At 46.4% G+C, this 26104-nt stretch carries 24 protein-coding genes; 13 read left to right on the forward strand and 11 right to left on the reverse strand.

All coding sequences use genetic code 11. The features are described 5' to 3' along the window. Nucleotide 1 precedes the first annotated feature (1 nt). From ACPUEK_RS02935 to manD, 5 genes are all read right to left on the reverse strand, one after another. Nucleotides 2–1282 (reverse strand): TRAP transporter large permease, encoded by a 1281-nt coding sequence (locus ACPUEK_RS02935; protein ID WP_425642282.1) that lies wholly within the window; start codon nt 1280–1282, stop codon nt 2–4. Between the two features lies 1 nt (nt 1283). Then, complete coding sequence (locus tag ACPUEK_RS02940) at nt 1284–1808, reverse strand: TRAP transporter small permease (protein ID WP_425642283.1); 525 nt, start codon at nt 1806–1808, stop codon at nt 1284–1286. A 34-nt stretch (nt 1809–1842) separates the two neighbouring features. Beyond that, a complete protein-coding gene (locus ACPUEK_RS02945; protein ID WP_425642284.1) occupies nt 1843–2808 on the reverse strand; it encodes a C4-dicarboxylate TRAP transporter substrate-binding protein in 966 nt (321 codons plus the stop codon). Nucleotides 2809–2886: 78 nt separating this feature from the next. After that, complete coding sequence (locus tag ACPUEK_RS02950; RefSeq protein WP_425642285.1) at nt 2887–3912, reverse strand: Zn-dependent oxidoreductase; 1026 nt, start codon at nt 3910–3912, stop codon at nt 2887–2889. Between the two features lie 4 nt (nt 3913–3916). Continuing rightward, on the reverse strand, nt 3917–5128 hold the full coding sequence (gene manD, locus ACPUEK_RS02955) for a D-mannonate dehydratase ManD (protein WP_067035401.1): 1212 nt from the start codon (nt 5126–5128) through the stop codon (nt 3917–3919). Nucleotides 5129–5342: 214 nt separating this feature from the next. On the opposite strand from manD, the gene ACPUEK_RS02960 reads away from it, so the two are divergent. Beyond that, the gene (locus ACPUEK_RS02960) at nt 5343–6053 is read left to right on the forward strand and encodes an FCD domain-containing protein (RefSeq protein WP_067035404.1); all 711 of its coding nucleotides are present in this window, start codon (nt 5343–5345) and stop codon (nt 6051–6053) included. A gap of 25 nt (nt 6054–6078) precedes the next feature. Here the strand turns inward: ACPUEK_RS02960 and ACPUEK_RS02965 are convergent, their stop codons facing one another. Further along, on the reverse strand, nt 6079–6981 hold the full coding sequence (locus ACPUEK_RS02965; RefSeq protein ID WP_425642286.1) for a DUF808 domain-containing protein: 903 nt from the start codon (nt 6979–6981) through the stop codon (nt 6079–6081). A gap of 131 nt (nt 6982–7112) precedes the next feature. Beyond that, complete coding sequence (locus ACPUEK_RS02970; RefSeq protein ID WP_067219005.1) at nt 7113–8057, reverse strand: LysR family transcriptional regulator; 945 nt, start codon at nt 8055–8057, stop codon at nt 7113–7115. A gap of 365 nt (nt 8058–8422) precedes the next feature. Here ACPUEK_RS02970 and ACPUEK_RS02975 point away from each other — a divergent pair, with 365 nt between their 5' ends. From ACPUEK_RS02975 to ACPUEK_RS02990, 4 genes are all read left to right on the forward strand, one after another. Then, nucleotides 8423–10309, forward strand: a complete 1887-nt coding sequence (locus ACPUEK_RS02975; protein WP_425642287.1) for a methyl-accepting chemotaxis protein — start codon at nt 8423–8425, stop codon at nt 10307–10309. 432 nt (nt 10310–10741) lie between these two features. Next, nucleotides 10742–11767 (forward strand): TRAP transporter substrate-binding protein, encoded by a 1026-nt coding sequence (locus tag ACPUEK_RS02980; protein WP_425642288.1) that lies wholly within the window; start codon nt 10742–10744, stop codon nt 11765–11767. A 70-nt stretch (nt 11768–11837) separates the two neighbouring features. Continuing rightward, the gene (locus ACPUEK_RS02985; protein WP_067218990.1) at nt 11838–12389 is read left to right on the forward strand and encodes a TRAP transporter small permease subunit; all 552 of its coding nucleotides are present in this window, start codon (nt 11838–11840) and stop codon (nt 12387–12389) included. After that, nucleotides 12389–13708, forward strand: a complete 1320-nt coding sequence (locus tag ACPUEK_RS02990; protein WP_197467799.1) for a TRAP transporter large permease — start codon at nt 12389–12391, stop codon at nt 13706–13708. Before ACPUEK_RS02985 ends, ACPUEK_RS02990 begins: the two co-directional genes overlap by 1 nt. 114 nt (nt 13709–13822) lie before the next feature. Here the strand turns inward: ACPUEK_RS02990 and fabF are convergent, their stop codons facing one another. Further along, nucleotides 13823–15097, reverse strand: coding sequence for a beta-ketoacyl-ACP synthase II (fabF, locus tag ACPUEK_RS02995; RefSeq protein WP_425642289.1), 1275 nt, complete (start codon nt 15095–15097; stop codon nt 13823–13825). Between the two features lie 91 nt (nt 15098–15188). On the opposite strand from fabF, the gene ACPUEK_RS03000 reads away from it, so the two are divergent. Continuing rightward, nucleotides 15189–15794 (forward strand): TetR/AcrR family transcriptional regulator, encoded by a 606-nt coding sequence (locus ACPUEK_RS03000; protein ID WP_425642290.1) that lies wholly within the window; start codon nt 15189–15191, stop codon nt 15792–15794. 38 nt (nt 15795–15832) lie between these two features. Here ACPUEK_RS03000 and cysQ read toward each other — a convergent pair whose 3' ends face one another. Then, complete coding sequence (gene cysQ / locus ACPUEK_RS03005) at nt 15833–16678, reverse strand: 3'(2'),5'-bisphosphate nucleotidase CysQ (protein WP_425642291.1); 846 nt, start codon at nt 16676–16678, stop codon at nt 15833–15835. Nucleotides 16679–16741: 63 nt separating this feature from the next. Here cysQ and hslR point away from each other — a divergent pair, with 63 nt between their 5' ends. Further along, the gene (gene hslR, locus ACPUEK_RS03010) at nt 16742–17158 is read left to right on the forward strand and encodes a ribosome-associated heat shock protein Hsp15 (protein ID WP_425642292.1); all 417 of its coding nucleotides are present in this window, start codon (nt 16742–16744) and stop codon (nt 17156–17158) included. Between the two features lie 32 nt (nt 17159–17190). On the opposite strand, the gene dprA is transcribed toward hslR, so the two are convergent. After that, on the reverse strand, nt 17191–18399 hold the full coding sequence (gene dprA, locus ACPUEK_RS03015; protein ID WP_425642293.1) for a DNA-processing protein DprA: 1209 nt from the start codon (nt 18397–18399) through the stop codon (nt 17191–17193). A gap of 223 nt (nt 18400–18622) precedes the next feature. On the opposite strand from dprA, the gene def reads away from it, so the two are divergent. The 6 genes from def (at nt 18623) to ybaK (ending at nt 25147) form a co-directional block, all read left to right on the forward strand. Beyond that, on the forward strand, nt 18623–19129 hold the full coding sequence (gene def / locus ACPUEK_RS03020) for a peptide deformylase (protein ID WP_067035437.1): 507 nt from the start codon (nt 18623–18625) through the stop codon (nt 19127–19129). Nucleotides 19130–19254: 125 nt separating this feature from the next. After that, nucleotides 19255–20253 (forward strand): methionyl-tRNA formyltransferase, encoded by a 999-nt coding sequence (gene fmt, locus ACPUEK_RS03025; RefSeq protein WP_067035440.1) that lies wholly within the window; start codon nt 19255–19257, stop codon nt 20251–20253. Then, nucleotides 20250–21569 (forward strand): 16S rRNA (cytosine(967)-C(5))-methyltransferase RsmB, encoded by a 1320-nt coding sequence (gene rsmB, locus ACPUEK_RS03030; RefSeq protein WP_425642294.1) that lies wholly within the window; start codon nt 20250–20252, stop codon nt 21567–21569. The genes fmt and rsmB overlap by 4 nt, the downstream gene beginning before the upstream one ends. A 203-nt stretch (nt 21570–21772) precedes the next feature. After that, on the forward strand, nt 21773–23146 hold the full coding sequence (trkA, locus tag ACPUEK_RS03035; RefSeq protein ID WP_425642295.1) for a Trk system potassium transporter TrkA: 1374 nt from the start codon (nt 21773–21775) through the stop codon (nt 23144–23146). 60 nt (nt 23147–23206) lie between these two features. Beyond that, nucleotides 23207–24655, forward strand: coding sequence for a TrkH family potassium uptake protein (locus ACPUEK_RS03040; protein WP_417507349.1), 1449 nt, complete (start codon nt 23207–23209; stop codon nt 24653–24655). A gap of 21 nt (nt 24656–24676) precedes the next feature. Further along, entirely contained in the window at nt 24677–25147 is a 471-nt protein-coding gene (gene ybaK / locus ACPUEK_RS03045) for a Cys-tRNA(Pro) deacylase (protein WP_067035452.1), read from the forward strand. Nucleotides 25148–25194: 47 nt separating this feature from the next. Here the strand turns inward: ybaK and ACPUEK_RS03050 are convergent, their stop codons facing one another. After that, entirely contained in the window at nt 25195–26097 is a 903-nt protein-coding gene (locus ACPUEK_RS03050; RefSeq protein WP_425642296.1) for a lysophospholipid acyltransferase family protein, read from the reverse strand. Between the last annotated feature and the right edge of the window lie 7 nt (nt 26098–26104).

Genomic DNA, 26104 nt, shown 5'->3' on the forward strand with positions numbered 1-26104 from the left:
ATTACTCCATTAAAGTAGAGGGTAGTACCAGCGAAATACTTGGAAAAATAACCAATAAAACGAGGAACAGTATAAAAGTAAGGATAAAAGGCACTGACGATTTAAAGAAGTCTTCTGTTTTACACCCTAGTAAACTACAGACTGTAAACATACAAACCCCTACAGGTGGTGTATTAGCCCCAACCAAAATAGTAGTGATCATGATGACCCCTATGTGTACAGAATCGAAGCCAAAAGAGGTCAATATTGGTAATATAATAGGCGTTAGTAGCAATACACATACTGTTCCATCTAATATCATGCCGAATATAAGCACCAATAATAAGCATAATGTCAGGGCTAAATAGGGGGTATTAGTAATATTAGAGATAAAGCCTCCGGCCACATCAGGTAGTTGCTCTAAAGTAATCGCGTAGCCTAATGCACCGGCTGCCATAATTAGAAACATCACCATCCCTAAATCAGTCGCAGAATACTTCAATGCTTTTTTTAGGCCATTAAATGATAATTCTTTGTAAATCCAACGGCCAACGATCAGTGCATATACAACAACAAATGCCCCTGCTTCGCTAGGTGTGAAAATGCCTAGTCGAATGACAAATAATAGAAATACAGGAAACAGCAGCGCCCATATATTGATCCTTGCACTTGAAGCGACGTCCTTAAATTTAGGTAACCCAGGTATTTCAGGTTTAATATGATAATGCTTTGCAATACCCCAGCTTAAGATCATTTGCATCACAGTTAACAGAAGGCCAGGAATAATTCCGGCTAGAAATAACTTGCCTATGGAGACATTCCCAACAAAACCAAACAAAATCAAACTAATGCTCGGGGGAAAAAGCCCAGTGATCAAAGAGCTGTAGGCTATAACATTCGCAGAGTAGGCAACAGGGTAGCCTTTGCGCTCCATCTCAGGACCAATTAAGCGGCTCTGCATCGACGCATCAGCTACCGCTGAACCAGATACGCCACCCAGAATAGCACTCATGAACACGGAAATTTGACTAAGCCCACCAGCAATCCAGCCAACCACATATTTAGTGAAGTGAAACAAACGGGAAGCAATACCTGTCTCACTCATAATATTGCCCACTAAAATAAATAATGGTACAGCAAGTAATGCGAAATTTTGAGTGGGTGAAGCCACTTTCTGATAAAAAATGGTGAAGGGAATCTCACCTACAAAGCTAAAATATATAGCTGTCGAAATGAGAATTGAAAAAGAGACAGGGACCCCTATCACAACTAAGAATAAAAACGCTAAACCCAGTGTTAACATTTCAAACTCCTACCTTTTTATTCATATCACTTCGCTCAGTTTCTCCTGTATTTTTAATAGCCTTCAGCGATCTTATCCTATTTTCTATATGTGCCATAATAGTAATCGACATAAGAACCATAGATAAAGGGATAACAAGCATTACGTAACGATAGGGAATACCCGTTGCATTAAATAACCTAAATTTATAAAGCTCGATAATTTCAACACCTTTATCTATCGAAAATATGGTAAACGCCAACATCAATAGAAGTACAAAAATCTGTATAGCGGTTTGTGCTTTGGGTTTTAATTTTTCAACGAAATAGGTGATACCTATATGCTTATTTTTCTTTAAAGTAATGTCTATGCAAAGAAAGCAAATAATCATGAATAGTATTTTTGCTATTTCAACCGACCAAATAATTGGATAGCTCATACTTCGAGCTATCGCTGCAGAAAAAACAAGTATAACGATTAACGACAAAATAATCTGAGCCAAAGCTACTTCTATTTTGTAGATAGATCGACTGATTTTATTAAACATAATAAACCCTTTGATCAATCATAATTAATCTTTTTTAATTTAGGCTTTCTTGCACTTTTTCATATTCTTCGGTCAAGTCCAGCGCTTTATAAAGAGTTTTGCTATTCTCTTGGAAAGGTTCTATGTCGACGTCATTAAAGGTCATACCATGTTGTATGGACTCATCGATGTATTGTTTTTCATTCTCTAGAATCATTTTCGTCACAAATTCACCCGCTTCCACTGCTTCCTCTTTTAGCAACGTTTTATACTCTTCCGGCAAAGAGTTTAACCAGTACTCACCGACTACTAAGTAGGTCATTAAGAACGCATGATTTGTCGGCTGGATATAGTCTGCAACTTCATAAAGTTTGGAGTCGTAAAATGCTGCTGGATGCACTTCAACACCGTCGATAACCTGCTGTTGTAATGCGGTATACGCTTCGTTCCAAGGCATAGGGGTCGCAGTACCACCGAGTACTTCAACTGTTTTAACACCGATAGTAGAGCCTGCTGCACGGATGCGCATGCCTTCTACATCTTCTGGAGAGGAAACGGGCTTCTTCGTAACAAGCATTCGAGTGCCTTGAAACCAATTCGCTGAAAGAATAACTAAGCCACTTTTTTGTTGTAGCTCAGTTTGCAGGTCGGAAAATGCATCAGATTGGTAGTAGTTCTGTGCTTGCTCTAATGATTCAAACACATAAGGACTAGCCAAAACCCCGAAGTCATTCACATAGTTTTGCAAGCGTGATGGATCAGCCATCATAGAAACATTTGATCCAGCTCTGGCTTGCTCGATCAAATCACCTGTCCCCCCTAGAGAGCCACTTGGATACACATTGATTTTAATATCCCCTTCCGTCGCCGCTTCGACTTCCGCTTTAAAGTGCTTTAGACCTTTGGTCAATGGGTTGTTAGGGGCTAACACCGTACTCATATTTAGCTTATAAGACTCAGCACTTGCCGTCATACCAACACACGATAGCGATGCAGCAAGCAGTATTTTTTTTGTATTCATAATCGTCTCCATTCTTTTTTATTTTTGTGGTTATTTTAGACAGAAAGTCTTTTTCTGGTGTCTTTTTAAGGCGTATTCTCAATACTCACCCATAGTGACGAGCACTTTGCGGGTAATCTCTGGGTGTTTTTCCATTAACTGGATGCCATCCGGCATTTCATTCAAGGCAACACGGTGACTGATTAATTTCAGTGGGTCCAGTTGACCAGACGCAATCAATTCCAGCACTTGTGGGAATCGGCGATTATTTAAGCGAGAGCCAACCAGTGTGAGCTCTTTCTTAATCACTTCGATTTGCGACAGATCACTGGGTGCAGAACTAAAGCCCAATAGACCAACACGGCCCGCAGGACAGGCAATGCGCAAAATTTCAGGCAATAGGGCAGGAATGCACGCCGCATCTGCGATCAAAGGTACGCCTTCGCCATTTGTCCATTCACGTACGGTGTCTTCGACGTTTTGCTCGCGGCTATTGATCGTATCGGTTGCGCCCAATGCTTTGGCGGTTTCTAAACGCTCCGCAACGATGTCCGTCACGATAATTCGCTCAATGCCAATCGCTTTAGCGACTTGCACGATGGTCAGACCAATCACGCCCGCGCCATAAATCAATAGCGTATCCCCATCAATTGGGTTCATACGCGATAACACATTCATCGCAATGGAATACGGCTCGACCAACGCGGCTTGTTCTAGCGTGACGTTGTCTGGCAGTTTAATCACATTGGACGCTGGCGCACTGGTAAACTGGCTAAAGCCGCCGTTACGGTGCACACCAAATACTTGCATGTTCATACACACGTTATGGCGTCCAGCGCGGCAAGGGTAACAGGTGCCACAACTAATAACGGGGTCAACGCACACGCGATCACCGACGGCTAAACCTTCGACATCGTCCGCCAGCGCCGTTACCACGCCAGAGAATTCATGGCCTGTGACACGGGGGAACTGTACGAATGGGTTTTGACCATGAATGATGTGCAAGTCGGAACCACAAATCCCTGCGAACGATGTTTTAATCATCACTTCACCGGCCGCCACTTCTGGCATCTCGGTGTCGATTAGGTTGTATTCGTTAACGTTTTTAACTTGGAAAGCTTTCATAGGGTTACCAGTTCCACAGGGTGCCATCTTCCAAGCGATTCACTGGAAGATAAGCAGGTTTATAAGGGTATTTCGCGGCCAGTTCTTCATCGATGTCAACACCGTGCCCAGGCACTTCGCCCGGAGTGAAGAAGCCGTCTTTAAATTCGTAGGCATGTGGGAACACAGCATCCGTTTCAGCGGTGTGCGGCATGTGTTCTTGAATACCAAAATTCGGTACCCACGTATCAAAATGCAGCGCCGCGCCCATGCAGACAGGCGATAAATCTGTCGCGCCATGGAAACCTGTTTTCACATGGTACAGCGCTGCAAAATCCGCAATACGACGCACGTTTGTAATACCACCAGCATGTGTAATGGTGGCGCGAATGTAGTCAATTAATTGCTTCTGAATCAGCTCTTGGCAATCGTGCAATGAGCTAAAGACCTCACCAATTGCCAATGGAGTAGTGGTGTGCTGACGAATGATTTCATAAGACGCTTGATGCTCGGCAGGGGTACAGTCTTCCAACCAAAATAAGTGGTAAGGTTCCACTTCTTTGCCAAGACGCGCCGCTTGAATCGGCGTTAAACGATGGTGTGCGTCGTGCAAAATATGCAAGTCTTCACCGAATTGATTGCGTACTGCTTCAAATAACTTTGGCACGTGGTTGAGATATTTTTCCGTCGACCAAACATGCTCAGCGGGCAGATCAGAGTCGGCTGGCTCGTAAGGCTTACCCGCTTCTTTAGCGACGCCATAAGTAGTCGGTACGCCAGGGATGCCACATTGCACACGTACGGCTTTATAGCCTAGGTCGACATGCTTTTGCACTTCTTCTAAACAAGAGTCGATGTCTAAACCGGTCGCATGACCATAGACCATCACTTTTTCACGGCTTTTACCACCGAGCAATTGGTACAAAGGCATGTTTGCCATTTTTGCTTTGATGTCCCACAGGGCCACATCGACGGCTGCAATAGCGGTCATGGTCACAGGACCGCGACGCCAGTAAGCACCGCGGTATAAGTACTGCCAAGTATCTTCGATACGCTGCGGATCTTTACCAATGAGCGTTGGGATAACATGGTCTTCTAGATACGCTACCACCGCTTTCTCGCGGCCGTTAAGCGTCGCATCACCAATACCATATACGCCTTCATCGGTTTCAATTTTAAGCGTAACCATATTGCGTCCGGGGCAGGTCACAATCACTTTTGCAGATCGAATTTTCATACTGACAAACCTAACTTATTATTTTTTTGGCATACCAAAAAATGGATTACGAGGCTAAAACTAGCCTAATTTTCAACCACAAACAAGCATTCTTGCACTATTGGCATACCATTTTTCGCTGTAACCGGACAAGATCGCGACTTCCTATCGACTTTTTCGAGGAAGTGCGTAAATATGGCATACCACTTTTGTAACCATCTAATCAGTAGAAATCATGGCAGAACGTCTTTACAAAGAAATTGGTGAGAAGATTAAACAAGAAATACTCAAATCAGACATGGGTATTGGCGATAAGCTTCCGACAGAGCGAGTCTACGCAGAGCTGTTTGGTGTGAGCCGAACGTTGGTGCGTGAAGCATTCATCATGCTTGAAATTGAAGAGCTCATTGAAGTCAAAAAAGGCTCTGGCAGCTACCTAAAAGCTCGCCCATTTGATCGCCCTGACCGACAAGTATCAGATGTCGGCCCTTTCGAATTGCTTCAAGCAAGGCAAGTGATTGAGAGCGCCGTGGCCGCCTGTGCAGCATTGACAGTGACAAAAGCAGATTTACAGCGACTGCAAGACACATTAGACCTTGAAGAAGCCGAAATGCAAAACGTTGAAAAAGCGAATGCCGCCGATCGTGAGTTTCATTTATTGGTCGCCCAAGCCACGCAAAACACGTTATTGGTCGATAATGTACTGCGTCTTTGGGACATGCGCGACAACAACCCCATGTGGCAGCAACTGCATGCTCGTATCCCTGAGTCGTCCTATCACGGCCAATGGCTAAAAGATCACGAAAAAGTATTGATGCAACTGCGCAAACGCAGTGCTGAAGGCGCGCGTGATGCGATGTGGCAACACCTAGAGAACGTCAAGCGAACCCTGTTTGAACTGTCTGACACCGAAGCGCCGGATTTTGATGGGTATTTGTTTTCTTAGCGACGGAATAACCATTTCTGGCAACTTAAGGGCGTATTTTAGATAGTACGGGGCCAGCTACGTACTGCAAGACAAGGTAAACGAATGCGCCTGCCAATACACCAATCCCTAAATTAATCAGCATCGGGATAAGTCCAGATACAATGGCTTCGAGTGCGGGTGGTAAGGATGACAGCGGAGCTTCCCAGTGTGGTAAGGCGTGAGCAATGATGCCACCACCGACTAAGAACATGGCGAAGGTGCCCACCACAGAAAGTGTTTTCATTAGCTTAGGTGCGAAGGTTACGAGCCCCATCCCCAGAGTGTTTAGTAAGCCATCTGGGTATTTTTTTCTTAGATAAAGTCCTAGATCATCGAGCTTAACGATCCCAGCAACCAGAGCATACACACCGGCGGTCATAACAAAGGCTATAAGGGAAACCACTAAGACTTGGCTAATAAACGCAGCGCTTTGAACCGTACCTAAGGCAATAACGACGATTTCTGCTGAGAGTATAAAATCAGTGCGGATGGCGCCTTTGATTTTATTTTTCTCGTAGGCCACCAAATCTGTACCCTCTGGTAGATTTAACTGGTCACTGTGCTCTTTTTTATGCGTTAAGCTGTGCAGAACCTTTTCGAAGCCTTCAAAACAAAGATACAAGCCTCCAATCATTAACAACGGTGTAATGAGCCACGGCGCAAAGGCTGAAATCAGTAAAGCGAGCGGCACTAGAATCAGTTTATTAATAAAAGAGCCTTTGGCAACGGCCCAAACTACTGGTAGCTCTCGGTCAGCGCTGACACCTGTAACTTGCTGAGCGTTCAGTGCTAGATCATCACCGAGCACTGCACCGGTTTTCTTAGCGGCCACCTTAGACATCAACGCAATGTCGTCCAGTAGGGTAGCGATGTCATCAATCAACGCGAGTAAATTTGTACCAGCCATGGTTCTAGCTCCTGTGTGGATGTTTCATTGACAGTACCATTAACCCACTTTAAAAAACGCCAATGACTTCGAAAATTAAATGCAGTATTAGCGATTTAGAAGATGATCATGTGGTTACACTGAGCCTAATCCTAATAAGGTGCGGCCCCCATTTCACCTTGTCCAAAGTACGCTCTAATCACGTCTAAAAACAATTCTCTAGGCTTATTAGGCTGGGCGGTTTTCTTGTAGATAGCGGCCATGCCGAGGTTATAAAAACGCTGAGATGTGGCAACAGCAACAATATCACCACGTTTTAGATACTCCGCCGCGTAAGTTTCGGGTAAAAAGCCAATGTATCGCCCGGACAAAATAAGCGCTAAACGCGTGTCGTAAAAATATGAGATTGCAGATAAAGTCATGTTAGATATCTGCTCACTTGCCCCTTCATGAGGCTTCAAGCCCGCATGTGTGGCGGGAAAGCTATCAACAGAATCGATTTGCTCTTGCTCTGATAACAGCGCCAATGGATGCGTTTTGGCCACATAGATATAGCAGGGCTCACTGTATAAATGGATGTACTCAAGGCCATCAAGTTTACGGTGATAGGGAATAAACCCCACGTCTGCGCCATCGTTTAAAATAGTACGCTCAATTTTAGCCATCGAAGTGATGTTGGTTTCGAGCGTCACCTCCGGTGCACGGTCGGTGAACTCACGAATCAACTCAGGAAAACGGCAACGCGGATCCAGACTCACCGAGTCTGACAGCGCAATCCGCAAACGGCCCGTCAAGCTGGCATTGAGGTTGTTCACGGTAATACGAAACGCATCTAACGATTCCAGTAAGGTTTCGGTCATGCGGTAAATGATTTCACCTTCTTCGGTCAACGAGAAGCCACCACGACCACGCTTACAGAGGGTTAGGTTCAAACGAGACTCAAGGTTTGAAATATGCAGGCTGATCGTAGAGCGGCCAATATTTAACATGGTCTCCGCCGCTGAAAACCCACCGCAGTCTACGACTGTTTTAAAGACTTTCAGTTGCTTGATTTCGTAGTCGCCTACTTGACCAAGCGAGTAATTTTTCACGCTCATCATGCCCCCTAACAACTCAGCTAGATGTCTAATGTTACTCAGTATATCCGATCTTTATAGCATTCCACATGGCCAATTCATTGTGATCCCTAGGTTTGTTTGGTCAACACCTAACTTTAGGTTTAGACAACAGCGTTTCACTCCCTAGTGAGCTTCTCTAATGTGGAGCTATCAGTGTTGAGTAATGGCATCACCCTTGTTAATTAGCGCTGGTAGCTCTTAAGAAGCCCTCTCAATGCTTCTTATTTTGAGAATCTTTGTACTTTTTATTAGCCCGCGCACTTGCTCGGGCTTTTTTTAAATGTACTGTTCATATTTATGCGTTAATTTATGCTCTTCTCATTTCCTTTGACTTAGGAGTTTTTGTGTCCTTAAAACTTTCTGTTCGACAAAAGCTGATCGCTATTTTGCTTTTCGTATGTATCGGTTTTGCTGGGTTTGGCTTATACGCTGTGATGAATTTTCAGCAGATGCAACAAGCTGGGCTAAAAGCCAATAGTATTGCCGATTCCTATGCTCAGCTGAGTAATCTGGAAATCACGCTGCTCAAATTCGAACGCCATGCGGATACACCTAAGCAAGAAGACATTGCCAAACTCTTTCAAGAACTCGACAGTCTTATCGAAGAAGACGCTCTGCAACAAGTACTGGCGAATCCTTTCCTAGATGAGCAAGCGAAACAAAATGTGCGGACACTTGAGCAAAACCTTCCAAACTACTTTGATCGCTTACAACGCTATTTAGAGACCACTCAAAAACTGGGTACAGATAATCAAAGTGGTGCGTTATTGGCTCTAAACCAAGCCGCAGCGACCGCTGAGGAAAACCTCGCAATGTTGGCCAGCTTTGCGGCCACATTTAAAGAAGTGCGCACCAAAGAAAAGGACTTTTTAGCCTACCCAACACAGGCCAACCAAGTCATATGGTTTGAGTCTTTAGATGGGCTGGTTACACAAGTGAATGAGATTGGCTTTGGCGATGTATTTAATCCATTGTTAGACGCCTATCGCACGGCCGCTCAACCCGTTGCGAATTACGCTTTGTCGCGCAAACAAATCAAACAAGCGCTGAATCAGGCTCGCGAGCAAAACTCACAAACCTTGAACAATACGACAGAGTACCTGAAATCACCTTTATTAGAACAAGCACAGCTGCAAGCCAATGTTACAGCCACAAATGCGCGCCGTAATTTGATCATTGGTGGCATCGTCCTTACGTTACTCATCGGTGCCATCATTGCGACGGTGATTTACAGCTTAAATCAAAAAATCCAAACCATCTTGAAACGCTTACAAGAAGTGGCGGCCGGCAAACTGGTTCGCCATGACAACAACACGATGAATCCAAACGATGAATTCGATCAGATTTTAATGACCTCGAATGAAATGACGGACAACCTCAGTCTTCTGGTCAGCCAATTACGCAATAGCAATCAAGCGTTGGTCAGCACCGCCGACCAATTAAGCGAGGATGCGATTACGATCGTGTCTGGCAGTGAGCAGATTCGCGACCGTAGTAATACTTTGGCTGCTGCGACTGAAGAAATCTCTCACACATCTGCGGATGTCGGCAATATGACACAACAGGTCAATGCGGCCACTAACGATGCCTACAACTCAGCTCAAACCGGGGCGCGTGTGATTGGTGATGCGATTGACGCCATTCAAGCGGTTGCCTCTTCCATTGAACAAACCCATGTCAGTGTGTCGCAGCTCGGTGAGCGCTCCAAAGAAATTGACTCTGTGATCGACCTAATCGTGGGCGTTGCAGAGCAAACTAACTTACTCGCTCTGAACGCAGCCATCGAAGCCGCACGTGCCGGAGAAGCAGGCCGAGGCTTTGCGGTGGTCGCAGACGAAGTCCGAACCTTAGCCGAGCAAACCGTTCAAGCCACCAGCAGTATCACCAGCAAAATTGAAGGCATTCAGCGAGAAACCCAAAATGTTATCGCGGCCATGGCGTCCAGCTTAGAACAAGTCGCCGCTGGAAAAGAGAAAGGCGAAACGGCTGTCTTTACCATCAAAGAAGTGGAAGCGTTAACCTTAGATGCTGCAGAGCGGACACAATCGATTTCTGCTTCGATTCAAGAAGTTGTACTGACGACACAGACCATGGCCAAAGATATGGATGATATTGCTCAAAGCATCGAACATAACTACCATGCGACGCAAAATATCAAAGCATCCGGCCAAGACATCCATGGTCATGTTTCCAGCTTAACCCAACAAATTGCGCAATTTGAAATTAGATAGTCATTCATTTTTTAGAATTAGTTTGAGAAAAAGGGGAAGCATCGCTTCCCCTTTTTTACGGTCTAATCATCGCCTTAATTGCACCATAAGAGTGCATTATAATACACTCTGATTGTTGGGCATTTATTGATCAACAAAAACCACCGTAATTTTTTGAAAATGCTTTAATAATCAAATTACTAGATCATCATGGGCGCGTCATAATTGTGACACTATTTGAGCCCTAATATAGGGCACACGCACGAATCTAAACCAACTATACATCTGATTTATAAAGACTTTTAAAATACGTTCTATTGTTTGGTCACAACAAAACTTTAGGTAGGTTTTGTATGGTTTAATTTGTGCAAGCTTTTTGAAAATATCCGTAAAAGCCGCCATCGTCGGGGAGGACATGGCTAAATCTAGCAACTCTTTATCAAGAGGTTACTCATGTTAAAAACACTACAAAAAGTAAAAAAACATTTAGTCGCGAGTTCTCTTGCTGTCGCTTTAGGCGCTGGCGCAGTAGCAACTTCAGCTCATGCAGCTGATTACAACTGGCGTTTCGCCAACCTATACGGTCGCGGCACAGCGTTCGGTGAAATCTACGAAAACTTAGCAAAGAATATCGAAACCAATACCGATGGCGCAGTAAAAGTACAAGTTCTTTACTCGGGTGAAGGTGTCGGTACAACCGGTATTCTTGGCGCAGTAAAATCTGGCCTTGTAACGATGGGCGCACCGTTCCAATCGATGCACGCGGGTGAATTACCTGCAGGGGTTGTAGAGATCGGTCTACCAGGTGGTACTGATGATACAGACAAATTGCATGAACTGTTTTACGACAAAGGTTGGGGCGAAATCCTAACCGAAGCGTACGGTTCTCAAGGTCTAGTATGGCTTGACCCGTACATTCAGCCACCGGTTTACATTATCACCAAAGAGCCAATCAACTCGATTGAAGACTTCAAAGGCTTAAAAATCCGCGCACCAGGCGCATACGGCAAGTTCCTTCGTAATCTAGGCGCTTCACCTGTCTCTCTAGCTTGGTCTGAAATTTATACGTCTCTTTCAACGGGCGTAATCGATGGGTCTATCGGTTCTAACATGATCGATCACCGTGACGGTAACCACGTTGAAGTTGCGAAGTACATGTACAAACTGCCTCTAGCTGGCGCGCAAGTACTGCCAATCGTTGTTAACCGTAATGCATGGAATAAACTAACGGACGAGCAAAAAGAAGAAGTTCGTGCAGCGACAAAAACACATGCAGAAGAACAGCTAACTAAATCTAAGCAATGGGAAGCTGAAGCCGTTGCTGAAATGGAAGCTAAAGGTCTGAAATGGTCTCCAGCACCAAGCGAAGCTGATAAAAAAGCTTGGGCTGAAGCCGGTGCCGGTCTTTGGGACGAATACGCTGCCGCGGATCCATACAGCAAGCGTCTAATCGACGTGTTACGCGCAGAACAGAAATAATCTATACCCCCTCCAAAGGCGAGCGTCTCCACGCTCGCCTTTTTTTGTTTAAATCTCGAGGTACATTTCCATGTTATTGACTGCGATGAGGCTATATTGTCATGCGGTCCGCCGAGTGGTGGAATTCGTAGGCAAATCCGTTTCTTATGTCATGCCTGCCTTGGCGTTTGTCGTAGCTTTCGAAGTATTTTCTCGCTACTTCCTGAATAAGCCGACAATCTGGGCTTATGACTTATCATTGTTTATGTTCGGTTACATTGCTGCGCTAGGGGGTGCCTACGCACAACAGCGCCGTGGCCATATCAACGTCGACATCCTGTACAACAAAGTTCCCCCACGCATTCGCAGCTTGTTTAACTTGTTTTCCTTTGCATTAGGCATCTTTTTCTTAGTGATCGTTTTCAAAATGAGCGTGGGTAAGTTTGAAGAAGCCATTGAATTTAACTACCGCCGTCAGAGTGAGTGGGCCCCACACATGCACCATTTCTGGGTCATGATCTGCATTGCCAGCAGCCTGTTGATAGCGCAATTATCAAGCGATTGGTTGGACGATGCTGTGCATCTGTTTACTGGTAAACGCTTATTACCTGAGCTGAATGTTGACGACGAGGACGACGCATAATGATGAGTATCGAAGTATTAACCGGCGTCCTACTGGTCTGTATCTTAGTGACGTTTGCCCTTGGGGCACCAGTCGGTCTAGCGCTAGGTGGCATTGCCATGGGTGTTGGCTACATTACATGGGGCGATGCGTTATTTAACGTGATTCCCACCACGCTTGAAGGCACCTACTTCAGCTTTATTCTGTTAGCCATTCCTTTGTATATCTACATGGGGCAACTGCTAACACGCTCTGGTATTGGCGATGCCATGTTCAGTGCCAGCCAAATGTTGATTGGTAAAGTCCGTGGTTCATTGGCGATCAGTGTCATCATCGTATGTTCCATGATTGGTGCCATGGTGGGTATCATCGGCGCAGGTATCATGACCTCTGGCAGTATTGCACTGCGTCCTATGCTTGAGCGTGGTTACGATAAACGCTTAGCACTGGGCGTTATCATGGCCGGTGGTGGGTTGGGTATTTTGATTCCACCCAGCATTCCAATGATCATGTTCGCGTCATCGACGCAGAACTCTGTCGGCCGTATGTTCATCGGTGCGTTGATTCCAGCATTGATTACCATTGTGCTACTGATCACGTACGTGGTGATCTCTTGTAAGATGAACCCGAAGAAAGCACCGTTAGACAAAGTACCGGACGTGCCACAAACCACCAAAGAGAAGCTACTAACGGCCCGTGATGGCGGCTTGTCACTGCTGCTGATCGTTGCGGTTTTAGGCAGCATCATCATGGGTATCGCGACGCCAACTGAGTCAGGCGCCATTGGTGTTGTGGGCGCCATCATTCTGGCAATTTTCTTTAAGCGCTTTAAGCCTAAAATGGTACGAAGTGCAGGGCTACGTGCCGCGGTTCTTGTCAGCGTCGCCATGTGGATCATCTTTGGTGCTACGGTGTTCAGTAACTTCCATCTATTGATGGGTGTGCAAAACATGGTGGCGGGCTTCACTCAAGATCTTGGCTTACCGCCAATGATGGTCATTTTGTTGTTCCAACTGATCATGCTGCTGCTGGGGTTCATCATTGATGAATTCATCATCGTTTTGATGTGTGCACCGATCTTCACACCGATTGCCGTATCGCTTGGCTTTGACCCAATCTGGTTTGGTATCTTAATGATTCTGAACATCGAAATCGCGGTACAAACACCGCCTTACGGTTTCGCGTTGTTCTACCTAAAGGGGATCGCTCCACCGGGGATCACCATGCTCGACATCTACCGCTCGGTCACACCCTTCGTCTTGATTAAGCTTTTGGTGCTATTGATCGTGATGTTCAACCCAGAGCTTGTGACGTGGTTGCCAAATAAACTCATGGATTAGCGGCAGTTAACAACGACTCTCGCGACGTTAAAAAGCCCCTTAGATTGATCCCTAAGGGGCTTTTTTAATACAGGAGATGACGGCTTCACTATTTAAATAAACGCGCTTCTCACCTCATTCACGATAGCGTTTTAATAGCAATGCCGCATTCACGCCACCAAAACCAAAGCCGTTACACAATACATACTCCACCGCTTGCTCGCGTGCTATGAGAGGAATGAGATCCAAATCGGCCATGCTGTCTTCGGGTTGATGCAAGTTAAGCGTGGCGGGTAGGGTATCGGTACGCAGAGCCTGAACACTAAAAATCGTTTCCACGCCGCCTGCTGCGCCTAATAAATGTCCTGTTGCAGACTTGGTCGAGGAAATGGCCACCTCTGTGACAGCCTCGCCAAAGACGGTGCGTAGGGCGTTGATTTCACCCCGATCGCCGACTGGGGTTGAGGTAGCATGAGCGTTCACATATCCGATATCTGAGGCGCGAATGCCGGCCATGTTGATAGCCTGCTGCATGGCTCTGGCTGCGCCTTCTCCAGACTCTGGCCCAGCTGTGAGATGATAAGCATCGCTACTGGTGCCATAACCAACAATTTCAGCAAGCGGTTTTGCCCCGCGCTCTAGCGCATGCTCTAAGGTCTCAATGACCACTAACCCTGCGCCTTCGCCCATTACAAAACCTTCGCGGTCCGCATCAAATGGGCGAGAAGCTTGCTCGGGCGCATCGTTGCGTTTGGACAAGGCTTTCAAGGCGCCAAAACCGGCCAGCGAGAGTGGATCAATACAGGCTTCCGTACCTCCCGCTAACGCCACTTTCGCTTCACCTGTTTTGAGTAAACGTACGGCATCGCCAATCGCCTGAATGCCCGCTGCGCAAGCGGTGACAGGCGTGCCCAAGGGGCCTTTAAAGCCATAGCGAATGGATACATTGCCAGCCGCCAAATTGGCTAAGAATGCCGGAACAGTAAACGGCGACAAACGCTTAGCACCTTGGGCTTTGCGCACGCTTTCTGCATGGGTAATAGTCGGCAAACCACCGATACCGGTGGCAATGATGGTGGCCGTTGCTTGTTGGTCTGCTGCGCTTTCCGGTTTCCAATTGGCTTGATCAAGTGCCTCTTGCGCCGCCGCAATGGCAAATAAAGTAAACAGATCAACTCGTTTACGTTCCTTTGGAGACAGATAATCGTCTTGATTTAAACCATTTTCCAATTGCTCATGGCTTGGGACTTGCCCAGCAATATGTGTGGTTAACCCTTCTGATAATTCGGTCGGTAGAGTTCGCACCCCGGACTCTCCATGAATCATTCGCTGCCAGACCGCATCGACGCCGATTCCTAATGGTGAGACGATTCCCATTCCTGTGATGACATAGCGTTGGCTGGTTAACATAGTGTTCTCCACATTTATTTGCGCATGGTTGAAAACCCTTATGCTAAAGTTGATCTATATATGATCAAGATAATATTTTATGGAGAGTGATATGTCTTATTCGCCACAGCACAAAGAACAATCGCGCCAGCGTATTTTGCAAGCTGCGGCGTTGCTATTTTGTTCAAAAGGATTTGATCGTGTCACGCTAAGTCAAATTATGAAACAAGCCAATATGACCCACGGGGCGTTCTATGCGCACTTTTCTGGTAAAAGCTCTTTGTACGAAGCCGCATTGAAGTTTGCGACTGCGAAAAGCTTTTGGGCACGGTCTGAGAAAGGTAGCGAAGCGAAAGACACTCACTTAAAAGCACTCATTACACGTTATTTGAGCTGGAGCCGACCTGATACAAATAAACCCTCGCCATTAGAGTTTTTAGTCACCGACGCAGCTCATAAAGACGAGAAGGTGCGTCAGACCTATCAGGATTGTTTTGAAAATTTAGTCACCCGACTGGCCACTATTTTAACTAAACGGGGCACAGATAACGCCCAGAGCTTAGCGGAAGAAACAGTTGTATCGCTTGTAGGAACCGTATCAGTCGCGCGCTCCATTACAGCCCCCTTAAGAGAGGAGTTTGTGAAGCGCGCCCGAGCGCGTATTCTGCAACGTCTCAATCAAGAATCATCCCTTACCGGGAAGCCGCTAACACGTTAACTAACCAAGATACCCGAGTGAATCTATTTAAAATAGTCTCACTCGTCTTCGTTTTGCTCGTACCAATCCAAAATCACGGGCGTGATCTCAGGCCCTGCTACGATAAAGTGCCCATTGAGTAATGACTCACGCTGATTATAACGGAACGGTTTGCCGCTTGGTGCAACCAGCTGACCGCCGGCGGCTTCGATAATCGCTTGTTGCGCTGCGGTATCCCACTCACTGGTTGGGCCACGACGTAGGTGTAAATCTGCAATACCTTCAGCAATACGACAACCTTTAATCGAACTGCCTTTGGGCAATTCACGAACTTGCTCGTAAGACGCTTTAAGCGTGTCTTTTAAATCGTCGGGCAGGGCAGGACCATGACTACGACTGGTCATGGCGACCAGCGGCTCACGCGGCTCACGCACAGAAATCGATTCAAATGCCTCACCGTGCCATTTGATCGCACACGGTTCAATCTCATGCCATGTTTGCGTCACGCCGAAGTAGCCTTCACCCGTAGTCGGTAAATAAACAATGCCTAAGATCGGTTCGCCACCCACCACCAGCGCGATGTTAATACTGAACTCGCCATTGCGTTTGATAAACTCTTTGGTACCATCAAGTGGATCAACGACCCAAAGCTGTTGCCAATCTTTACGCTCTTCAAAGGTCACCACAGCTTCTTCCGACAAGATCGGAATCTCTGGGGTAAACGATGCCAAGCCTGCCATAATAATACGGTTAGCGGCAATGTCGGCAGACGTGACAGGGCTATCATCAGACTTGTGCTCGACCCCTAGGTCGGCTTTCTGATAAATCTCCATGATCGCATCGGCGGCATTGTGTATTATGTCTTGCAGTGCCTTAAAACTAGGGTGACGACTTACATCCATCATAATGGTACTAATTCTTTCGTTTCATCATTCGTGTGTCCACTTTAATAAGTAAAGCAGAAAAGCATGAGTAAAGCAGAAAAACATCAGCAATCACAAGCAGTAAGATTAGATAAATGGCTTTGGGCGGCACGTTTTTACAAAACTCGCTCGCTGTGTAAAGAAGCCGTAGACGGCGGCAAAGTCATGTACAACGGCTCTAAAGGTAAAGCCTCTCGCAATGTTGAGCTCGGCGCACTGGTCACTATCCGTAAAGGCTGGGACGAAATGACCGTTGAAATTAAAGGCCTGAGTGAGCAACGTCGGGGCGCACCAGAAGCGCAATTACTTTACAGCGAAACCGCAGAGTCTATTGAAAAACGGGAGCGTCGAGCGGTCGAGCATAAATCGTTTGGCGGGCGGATCATGGCCGATCATCGTCCAAACAAGAAAGAGCGCCGTGACATCCAGCAATTAAAGCGTGATATTTTCAGTTCTGACTGAGTATCGAACTCTGAGAACGAACTCTTGAAACACTACGGGGCAAACTGATATTGCCCCTGAGTGTTCACCACCATTCCGGACAACTCCAATTCCATCAAGGTCTGCGATAAATCCGCCGCCCCTAATCCTGTTCGGCGAACCAATGCATCAAAGTCAAAACTGATACGCTCTGTACTCAGGACGGTTAACAACCCCGCAGCATGAGAAGAAAGGTTCGAAGCATCAACCACGTCAAAATCTATCAACGTTGGCACCGATGGCTGCTCACGAAGCTCTCGCGGCATTTCCGCGACGATGTCATCAACGGAGCGCACTAGAGTAGCGCCTTGGCGAATCAGATGGTTTGTTCCAGAGGCTTGCGGATCGCCCACACGGCCAGGTACCGCAAACACCTCACGGTTTTCTTCCAACGCATAGCGAGCACTGATTAAAGAGCCACTTTTTTCGGAGGCTTCAACCACCAACACACCATGACTCATACCACTGATAATACGATTACGCGGCGGGAACAATTGCGGTCTAGGGCTGGTGGTCAGTGGGTACTCGCTAATCAACACACCTGCATTATCTAGAACACGCTCAAACAGTTTTTGATTTTGGCGTGGGTACAGGTTAAAGAGCCCCGTTCCCATGACTACGATTGTTTCCGCTTGCGCGTTAAGTGCGCCTTGATGAGCGTGGGCGTCAATGCCTTTTGCGCCACCACTGCAAACACAATAACCACGCTCAGATAACTCCAACCCCCATTGCTCTGCGATTTTCTTGCCGTAGCCAGATGCGTTACGTGCCCCCACCACACCAATACAGGGCTTAGCCCAAGATTGAGTATTGCCCTGCGCATAGAAAAACGTTGGCGGTACAGCAATGGTCTGCAATAGGTGGGGATAGTTCATATCGTCGCGAAATACAATGGACTGATTGGATTGTGCCAACCAGCGTTCGGTTACGTCAAAACGCTCTTCGGCATCGTAGGGGAGTTTACCTGTTTTCAGATAGAGCATCGCTGCACGAGCGGTGTTGTCAGACCAATTTAAAGCACGTAGAACGTGATAATCAACCGATTGCGCAGCGTTACGATGAACCGTTGTAGGATCTTCGAATAAGTCACCTGAATCCGTGTCTTCTGACGCCCATGCATCAAGATAGGTCCAGAGATGGGCAAGACGGTTAGGACCGACTCCAGGGATGAAGCTTAGAGCCATCCAGTCACGTTGCGTAAAACCATTGTGAACAATATTCATGCGGCAATCCTTTGCAAGCATCGGGATAAAATAGTGGTTTGAATCGAAAAAGCACTGTAAATACGCTAAAAAATTGCGACGCATTTAACCATATTGCACAAAATTTAGCCAGCTTCATACACGCATTTTGTGATTAATGAGTTACAATAGGGTTATTGAAATTCATCCTGCTAAACCCGATGTTTTAGTAGAACAAAGAACTGATGAGTGACTGGAAAACCATATGGCAGTATTACCCGTTTTAGAGTATCCAGATCCGCGCTTACGCAAAGTTGCTGAACCTGTTACAGAGTTCACCGATGCGTTACAAGCGACGATCGATGATATGTTAGACACCATGTACGATGAGAATGGTGTCGGCCTTGCGGCGACGCAAGTTGATTTCCATTACCGTATTGTCGTGATGGACTTCTCTGAAGAGCGCGACGATCCCATTGTCTTCGTTAACCCTGAGTTTGAGGTGTTAGATGAGGAACCCAACGAATTCCAAGAAGGTTGCCTGTCCGTACCAGGTTACTACGAGCACATTTACCGTGCAGCGAAAGTAAAAGTAAAAGCCTTAGATCGCTACGGCAAAGCGTTTGAAATGGAAACGGATGAATTGATGGCGGTCTGTGTTCAACACGAGATTGATCACTTAGATGGTAAGCTAATGGTAGATTACCTTTCTCCGCTAAAGCGGAATCGTATCAAAACCAAATTACTGAAAGCACAAAAGCAGCGTGCATAATTAACAGTTAGAAGCGCATTCGTTCTATTCAACGTTGTTTGAACTTGTACAGTGCCGCACATGATCCTTCATGAAAAATCAGGCTTCGGCCTGATTTTTTTGTTACATGAGACAAGAACCACACTATGACCGACTCAACTCAGCTAAACCCAAATACTCCGCTGCGTATCATTTTTGCTGGCACACCAGACTTTGCAGCGTCCAGCCTTCAAGCGGTATTAGATAAACAAGCCGTTAACCATTACGATGTTGTGGCCGTTTACACCCAACCTGATCGTCCAGCTGGACGCGGTCAAAAGCTCGTTGCCAGCCCAGTAAAACAATTGGCGCTAGAGCACGATATTCCAGTCTATCAACCGCTGAACTTTAAAGACGAAGCGGACCGTAAGACACTTGCCAAACTTGATGCCGACATCATGATTGTGGCAGCTTATGGTTTAATTTTACCTAAGACCGTGTTGGATACGCCCAAGCTTGGTTGTATTAATGTTCACGCTTCTTTATTACCACGTTGGCGTGGTGCAGCACCGATTCATCGTGCTGTCATTGCGGGTGACAGTATAACTGGCATCACGATCATGCAAATGGACGTAGGCTTAGATACCGGTGATATGTTGCTCAAGAAAGAATGTGACATTAAACCTGAAGACACGTCTGGCAGCTTACACGATCGTCTAGCGCTACTCGGTGGCGATGCTTTGATCGACGGTCTTGAAGCCATTCGTCATGGCCATGCCAAACCGGAAAAACAAAACGAAGACCTAACTTGTTACGCAGAGAAGCTCACCAAGCAAGAAGGGGAAGTCAATTGGAGTTTGGATGCGTCGATCATCAGTCGTCGAATTCGTGGTCTATTACCATGGCCAGGTGCCTATACACAAACGCCATCTGGGGTAATGAAAATTCACGCGGCACGCTTACTAGACACACAAGATCAAGATTTCGAATGTGGTGAAATCACGATGGTCAGCAAAGAGGGTATCGTCGTTGCTACTGGCAAAGGCTCTATTTTGATTACTGAACTGCAGTTCCCTGGCGGTAAGCGCATGTCCGTTCAAGATGCACTGAACGGTAAATTCAAAGAGCAACTGCAATTAGGCAAAACACTGGGGAGCCAAGAATGAGTCAATCCGCTCGTTTAATCAGCGCCAAAATCCTCGAGCAAGTACTACTGCAACGTGGTTCTTTATCGACACAGATTGGCAAACAAATTGGCGAGGTGGACTATGATGAACAAGGTTTAACAAAAGAACTTTGTTTTGGTGTCTGCCGTTATTATCCGCAACTAAACAGTATTGCACTTAGCCTGCTCAGCAAGCCGTTTGAAGAAAAGGATTTTGATTTGTATGCCGCCTTATTGATGGGCCTGTATCAAATCGACCACATGAGCACTCCGGACCATGCTGCAGTAAACGAGTCGGTAGAGCTGTGCCGCCAACTTGATAAAGAGTGGGCAACGAAGTTAATGAACGCCGTACTTCGTCGTTACCAACGTGATCGTGATGCAATTTTAGCAAACCTCACCAAGCAGCCGTCGGTAGAGTTCAACATGCCTAAGTGGTTGGTGAAACGCTTTAAAAAGCATTGGCCTGAGTCGTTCGAGCAAATCGTCGAGGCCACCAACACTCATCCGCCAATGTGTATTCGCGTGAACGAGTCACGTGTTTCACGTGAAACATACCAATCAATGCTGTTAGAACAGGATACTGTTTCACGTGAAACAGCTTTTTCAGCATCAGGTTTGTACCTAGAGTCAGCTGTTCCAGTATTTATGTTACCCAATTTTGATCAAGGCGACGTGAGTGTTCAAGATGAATCCGCACAGTTAGCCGCAAGCTTACTTGCCCCTCAAGCAGGCGAACGCATTCTAGATGCGTGCGCAGCACCCGGTGGCAAAACGGGTCATCTGTTAGAAAAACAACCAAACATCGAGCTGACGGCAGTGGAGTTAGAACCTTGGCGTTTGACTCGTATTGAATCAAACTTAGAACGTCTTGGCGTGTCAGCAGAACTGATCTGCGGTGATGCCAGCCAGCCAGCGCAATGGTGGAACAAGCAAGCGTTCGATAAGATTCTATTGGATGCGCCATGCTCTGCAACGGGTGTGATTCGCCGTAATCCAGATATCAAGATCAACCGTAAACCAGATGACATAGATGATTTGGTTGAGATTCAAGCGGCGATATTAGACGCGACGTGGCAAACGTTAAAGCAGGGCGGCTACATGCTTTATGCAACATGCTCTTTAATGCCAGAAGAAAATGAGCAACAAATGGCCGCGTTTCTTAACCGCCAATGGGATGCCAGTGAATGTCCGCTGAATCAGTTGGCCCCAGATCAGACACTGGCATTTGGTAAACCTGTCTCACACGGCGTCCAAGTGTTTCCAACGGTCGATGGACAAGACGGCTTTTACTACTGCTTATTACAAAAGCATTAAGCAGCACACCATACGGTTCCTGTTACCATACTCTTCCTTAATGAGGAGTATGGTTCATACCTTATGAAAATATATGCGCATTATTCACACAAACACCATTAAAACTTTAGGCATTCAAGTTTAGAATGAGTCCTATCACCTCAAACCGTTTGAGGCCGGTTCTTTTTACAATGCGATGAGCGAAATAGGCTCTAAGGCGATCCATGAAGATCATAATTATTGGCGCTGGCCAAGTTGGTGCGACGCTTGCTGAGAACTTAGCAAATGAAGACAACGATATTACAGTAATCGATACCGATCTGAACCGTTTGCGAGAACTGCAAGATCGACTGGATATTCAAACGATCCAAGGCAGTGGATCTCATCCCGATGTATTAGATCAAGCCGGCTGTAATGATGCCGACATGCTTATCGCCGTGAGTAACCAAGACGAAACCAACATGATCGCCTGTCAGGTGGCTTATACCTTATTCAAGACGCCAACCAAAATCGGCCGAATTCGTTCTAACGCTTATTCTAAATACCCTAAGATTTTTGCAGATACCGCACTACCGATGGACGTACGCATCAGTCCAGAAAAGGAAGTGACCAAGCATTTAAGCCGTTTGATTCGTTATCCAGGCGCCTTGCAGGTCATGGAATTTGCCGAAGGCAAAGTTCAGCTGGTAGTGGTAAAAGCCGAAAAGGGTGGACCACTGATTGATCGACCGATCAGTTTCTTACGTGAGCACATGCCATCAATTCAGACACGAATTGCGGCAATCTATCGTAATGGCCAATCGATTAAACCAGACGGTAACACCCATATCCATGCGAACGATGAGGTGTTCTTCCTTGCTGCGCAACGGGATGTGCTCGATGTGATGAGCGAGCTACGTCCACTGGATACGCCTTATCGTCGCATCATCATTGCCGGTGGCGGTAACATTGGCGAACGCTTGGCGCAGAGCCTTGAGAAAGAATACCGCGTTAAGATCATCGAACGCGACCCTGAGCGCTGCCGCTACTTATCTGAAAACCTAGATAACACCATCGTGTTAAACGGTGACGCGTCGAAGCAAGAGCTATTATTAGAAGAGAACATCGAGTCAACGGATGTGTTCTGTGCCATCACTAACAACGACGAAGCCAATATCATGTCGTCTATGTTGGCTAAGGTATTGGGAGTACGTACGGTAATGACCATTATTAATAACCCAGCGTATGTCGATATTGTTCAAGAAGGCATGATCGACATTGCTATATCACCACAGCACACGACCATCAGCTCGCTGCTGACCTATATTCGTCGTGGTGACGTGGTCAACGTTCATACCATGCGTAAAGGGGCTGCGGAAGCATTAGAGGCGGTGGCTCATGGGGATTACCGTTCTTCAAAAGTAGTGGGGCGTTCCATTGCTAATATCAATTTGCCAGAAGGTGCCACCATCGGAGCGATTGTTCGGGGTGATGAGGTAATACTCGCTACCGGTGAAGTGGTGATCCAAGCAGAAGACCACTTGATTATTTTCGTCTCCAACAAAAAGCAGATTCCTGCAGTCGAGCAGCTGTTCCAAGTTGGATTAAGTTTCTTTTAAACACTACTCATTTGATGATTGTCCCACGCTTGCGTGGGACATTTTTAACAAGGCTACTGCATGCATATTCAGGTAATCCTACGCGTTATCGGTTTGCTCATTATGATCTTCAGCTTAACGCTGTTACCTCCGATTGCTGTCTCTTTAATTTATCAAGATGGCGCAATACTCGCGTTTCTTTATGCCTTGGTCATCAACTTAATTGGCGGCTTGGTGATTTGGTTTCCGTTTCGTAATCATCGTGGAGACTTAAAAATACGCGATGGCTTCTTAGTGACCGTTTTGTTTTGGTCAACACTGGGATTGTTTGGTGCGGTGCCTTTCTTACTTGCCACGGAACCACATCTAACATTTACCGACTCTTTGTTTGAATCCCTGTCCGGTTTGACAACCACGGGTGCGACCATTCTAACGTCCATTGATAATCTGCCAGAGTCGATACTGTTTTACCGCCAATGGCTACAGTGGTTAGGTGGTATGGGTATCATTGTGCTAGCCGTTGCGATCATGCCAATGCTTGGTGTTGGGGGAATGCAGTTGTATCGTGCCGAAACCCCAGGGCCCGTTAAAGATTCTAAATTGACGCCTCGTATCGCTGAAACCGCCAAAGCTCTTTGGTACATTTATGCCACTCTGACACTCGCCTGTACTCTGGGTTACTGGGCCGCAGGCATGACATTTTTTGATGCGTTGTGTCACAGCTTCTCTACCGTCGCAATCGGCGGATTCTCAACCCATGATGCCAGCATTGGATACTTCAACAGCGTCACCATTGAAATCATCTGTACGGTTTTCATGGTGATATCGGCGTTGAACTTTGCCTTGCATTTCTATGCATGGCGTACACGCAGTGTGTGGCATTACTTTAAAGATCCGGAAGCGCGCTTCTTTTTCTTTATGTTGCTATCAACCATTTCGTTAGCAACGCTGGTATTGATTCTTACTGCGACGTTCGATTGGCAAACCTCGCTCCGCTACGCCGTATTTGAAAGTGTGTCGATTGCTACGACATCTGGTTTTAGTACATCAGACTTCTCCGTGTGGCCTCACTTCCTGCCGTTCTTGTTAATCGTCACATCCTTTGCTGGCGGCTGTGCGAGCTCCACTGGTGGTGGTATGAAAGTTATCCGTATTCTACTGATTCTTAAGCAGGGCTTTCGTGAGATTCAACGTCTAGTCCATCCGAATGCTGTCATTCCTATCAAAGTCGGTGGTAAAGCGATTCAAGAACGTGTGGTGTCTGCGGTATGGGGATTCTTCTCCGCTTACTTATTGGTCTATGTCATGTTAATGATTGGCTTGATGGCTACGGGTATCGACCAAGTCACCGCGTGGTCGGCTGTGGCCGCAACGCTTAACAACTTAGGTCCAGGTTTGGGTGAAGTCGCGGCTAACTTCGCTTCAATCAATGATCCATCTAAATGGATGCTGTGTTTTGCGATGTTACTAGGGCGTTTAGAAGTGTTCACCTTATTGGTATTATTCACGCCTATGTTTTGGCAGAAGTAAGCAATATAAGGAAATAGTCCCATGACACCTGCGACTCAAACATTGAAGAAACGTAAGATTGCTTTCACGCAGCATGAATACGAGCATGACCCGAATTGCCAAAATTTTGGTGAAGAGGCGGCCAGCAAACTTGGACTGGCACAAGAAGAAGTATTCAAGACGTTGCTGGTCACAGATGACAAAGACGTGTTTGTTGCCATCGTGCCAGTGACAGGAAAACTGAATTTGAAGCGTACCGCAGCAGCACTGAAAGTGAAGAAGCTACGCATGACTGAACCAAAAGAGGCAGAACGTCTGACCGGGTATATTGTCGGAGGCATCAGCCCCATAGGGCAGAAAAAAGCCCTTATAACGGTCATTGATGACAGCGCTCAGGTTTTAAATAAAATGTATGTCAGTGGCGGTAAGCGAGGGTTTGATATTGGTTTAGCACCAAGCGATCTCGCGACTGTGTGCCGGCAAACGCTTTTCTCACACATTGCTGAGCAATAAAAAATGGGGCGTAAAAAGCCCCATTTTTACGGATATAACTTACCGATTTATTGTTGATCGTGCTCTTTGTAAGGATTCAGTGCATCGTGCGGCTGAATCTTAAAGCGTTTGTATTCCCATTGGTACTGGCTTGGTGCACGTTTAACAAGTTGCTCAATCGTCGTATTCATGCCTTCAAGAGATGTGCTTACATCCGCGTCATAGAAGCGTGGATCCACTTCTAGCGCCGTCATTTCAAAGCCTTTTTTTGTTTGAATGCAGCCTACAACAAATGCTTTCGCGTTGGTCTTCTGCGCAAGTTGGCTTGCTAATGTCATGGTATAGGCTTGGTGACCAAAGAATGGAGCAAACTCGCCACTGCCTTTTTGTGGCACTTGATCAGGTAACATCCCAACCACACCATCTGCGTTAAGTGTTTTCACAATTTGCATTACACCACGGCGATTCGTTGGCACCAGCTCACCACCTGCGCGGTTGCGGGCCTTAAGAATAAACGCATCCAAAGCCTCGTCTTTATAAGGACGGTACATGGCCGTCATCGGACGGATAGAGCTGATATAGACGTTTACGGCTTCCCAGTTCCCTAAGTGCGGCGCTAAAAGAATAACCCCGCCTTTGCCTTCTACCGCTTCTTTGAGAGCTTGAGCGCCTTCTCCGTCATAACACTGATTCAATATAAACTTCACATCACGTGTCCACAGATGGCCCATTTCAGCGAAAGTTTGGCCCATGTGTTGTAAACGACGATTGCGTAAACGCGTACGTTGCTCTTTGTCCATGTGGGGTAAGCAAAGTTCTAAGTTTCGATCAATAGCACGGCGTGTACGACGATCAAAACGAAGGCTTAATAAGCCGAAAATGCGTCCTGCACAACGAACAAATGGAAGCGGAAGCTTGCCAATGATGGTAATTAATTTCGTCATTGGCGAAGAGGAAACTTGATCGGACATAACACCC

It is taken from the genome of Marinomonas gallaica (genome assembly GCF_049821165.1).
GTDB lineage: Bacteria > Pseudomonadota > Gammaproteobacteria > Pseudomonadales > Marinomonadaceae > Marinomonas > Marinomonas gallaica.